Genomic DNA, 2,603 nt, shown 5'->3' with positions numbered 1-2,603 from the left:
CGATGGCCTCGATCTGCCGCTGCTCACCGGTGCGCGGCGCCCCGCCGAACGCCACCACGGGGTCCGGCCCGTAGTCGGTCAGGCAGACACCGTCGGGCCCGTAGACCGGCAGCACCAGGCCGGCGAGGGTGTCGCCGTCGGGGTGTTCCTGCAGGTCAGCCATGCAAGAACGCTACCGGCGACCTCCGACACGACCTCGGACGGAGCGCCTGCCCTGGGGACCAGACACACGGTCCGTCCTGTGGAGGAGTCGGCGCCGCCTCGCCCAGCGGGTGTCGTCGGCGGACCACCCCCGACACGCTCGCGCCCCGCCGGTCGCGAGGACCGACGGGGCGCGAGCGGGAGGTGCGCGTCAGCGCTTGAGGTTCACGAGCTCCTGCAGCACCTCGTCGGAGGTGGTGATCACGCGGGAGTTCGCCTGGAAGCCGCGCTGCGCGATGATCAGCTGCGTGAACTCCGTGGACAGGTCCACGTTGCTCATCTCCAGCGAGCCGGAGGACATGGTGCCGCGGCCGCCGGTGCCGGCGGAGCCGATCTGCGGGTCGCCGGAGTTCACCGTGGTGGTGAACAGCGAGCCGCCCGCCTTCGACAGGCCGGAGGGGTTGGTGAACGACGCCATGGCGATCTTGCCGAGCGCCTGCTTCAGGCCGTTGCTGAACGAGCCGGTGATGGTGCCGTCCGAGCCGAGCGTGAACGACTCGAGGATGCCCGCGGCGTAGCCGTCCTGCTTGTCGGCGGCGACGGTGTCGACGCCGGCCATGCCGGTGACGCCGGTGAGGTCGACGGTCACGCCGCCGAGCGCGAACGTGGTGTCGGCGAACGTCGGCTTGCCGGCGGCGTCGAAGGTGAGCGCGACGGAGCCGGTCGCCGGGTAGGTGGCGGTGCCGTCGGTCGCGGTCATGGCCCAGCCGGTGGCGCCCTTGACGAACTCGAGCTCGACCTCGCGGGCGTTGCCGAGCGCGTCGTACGCCTTGACGGACACGGTCTTGGTCTTGCCCACCTCGGCGTCGGCCTGCAGGTTGCCGGAGAACGGCGTGGTGGTGGTCGCCTTGGCCGGCATGACCGTGCCGACGCCGACCTTGATGTCGCCGACCTGGCCGGACGTGTCGATCGCGCCGGTGGCGTCGGCGGCCCAGCCCTGGACGATCGCGCCGTCGCCCGGCAGCACCATCTGGCCGCTCGAGTCGAAGTCGAACGACCCGGCGCGCGTGTAGTACTGCTGCGTGCCCTGGCGGACGACGAAGAAGCCGTCGCCGGAGATCATCATGTCGGTGCTGCGGCCGGTGAGCTGCGCGGCGCCCTGCGTGAAGTTGGTGGTGATGCCGGCGACCTGCACGCCGAGGCCGACCTGGGCCGGGTTCTGGCCGCCGACGCCGTCCTGCGCGCCCGAGGCCGCGTTGAGCATCTGGCTCAGGGTGTCCTGGAACTGGATCTGGGAGGCCTTGAAGCCGGTGGTGTTGACGTTGGCGATGTTGTTGCCGGTGACGTCGAGCATCGTCTGGTGGCTGCGCAGACCGCTGATGCCGGAGAAGAGGGAGCGGAGCATGGTGGTTCCCTTCGGGTGGGGTGGGCCGGACCGCGGTCAGGCGGTGGTCGTGGAGTCGGTGGCGGGCTTCGCGTCGTCGTCCGCGGCGGGCGGGGTGCTGCCGGCCGGGGTGACGCTCGCGACGGAGTCGAGCGGGAGCTGGGTCTTCCCGACGGTCAGGGTCGGGATGCTGGCGGAGTAGTCGACGCCGGAGACGACGCCGGACTGGGTCTTGCCGTCCGCGTCCTTCCAGGTGACCTGCTGGCCGACGAGGTCGGCGGCGGCCATCCGCATCTGGAGCCCGAACTGCTCGCGGGACGACGCCTGGATCTCCGAGAGGGACTCCATCATCGACAGCTGCGTGGTCTGCGCCATCATGTCGCTGGTGTCCATCGGGCTGCTCGGGTCCTGGTTGGACAGCTGCGCCACCAGGAGCTTGAGGAACGTGTCCTTGTCGAGCGTCTTGCTCGGGGTGCTGGTGGTCGCCGCGGTCGCGTCGGCGGTCGAGCCACCGATGTACGAGACGGGGATGGCGGTCACGGGGATCCCTCCGGTCAGACGAGCAGGTCGAGGCCGCCGGCGTGGGCCGACGGACGGGTGGGGGCGGGTGCGGCGGCACCCGGGGCGGCGCCGGAGCCGGGGCGGGTGCCGTCCGGGCGGCCGCCCTCGCGGCGGCCCGCGGCGTCGGCACCGGCGCGGTCGCCCGCCCCGGTGCCCGCGCCGTCGGCGCCCAGGCGGACGTCCGAGGACAGCCCGGTGGCGGCGAGGTCGCGGCGCAGGTCGGGCAGCGACTGCTTGAGCGCGTCGCGCGCCGCGTCGGTGGCGCCGACGAGCTCGACGCGCACCGCGTCCGCGGAGATGTGCGCGACGACCTTGACCGGGCCGAAGTGCTCCGGGTCGACGTGCAGGGTCAGCACGTGCTGCCCGGTGCCCGCGGAGCGCAGGGCGGGCAGCTGCTCGCCGATCTTCGCGGCGAGCTGGTCCGAGAGCGGGGCGGGCGTCGCGGCGGCCGCGGCGACCCGGTGCTGGACGGTGCCGACCTGCAGGGCCGCCGGGGCGGCGGCGGGCGCGGCGGGCG

3 protein-coding genes are annotated in these 2,603 nt (G+C 73.2%); all 3 read right to left on the bottom strand.

The window, feature by feature from the left end:
• Window positions 1–352 precede the first annotated feature (352 nt).
• Window positions 353–1,546, bottom strand: a complete 1,194-nt coding sequence (locus FA014_RS19120) for a flagellar hook protein FlgE (protein ID WP_154731192.1) — start codon at window positions 1,544–1,546, stop codon at window positions 353–355.
• A gap of 36 nt (window positions 1,547–1,582) precedes the next feature.
• Window positions 1,583–2,065 (bottom strand): flagellar hook assembly protein FlgD, encoded by a 483-nt coding sequence (locus tag FA014_RS19115; protein WP_154731191.1) that lies wholly within the window; start codon window positions 2,063–2,065, stop codon window positions 1,583–1,585.
• A 14-nt stretch (window positions 2,066–2,079) separates the two neighbouring features.
• A partial coding sequence (locus tag FA014_RS19110; RefSeq protein WP_195969389.1) for a flagellar hook-length control protein FliK occupies window positions 2,080–2,603 on the bottom strand: 524 nt, incomplete at its 5' end.

Origin of the sequence: Cellulomonas hominis (genome assembly GCF_005239125.1) — a bacterium.
GTDB lineage: Bacteria > Actinomycetota > Actinomycetes > Actinomycetales > Cellulomonadaceae > Cellulomonas > Cellulomonas hominis_A.
Note: the sequence above shows the minus strand (reverse complement) of the source record. Positions and strands in the feature narration are given on the sequence as shown.

What these genes read in the sequence shown, in the direction of transcription:
- FA014_RS19120 (WP_154731192.1), bottom strand. Translation starts at nt 1,546, where the DNA reads ATGCTCCGCTCCCTCTTCTCCGGCATCAGCGGTCTGCGCAGCCACCAG.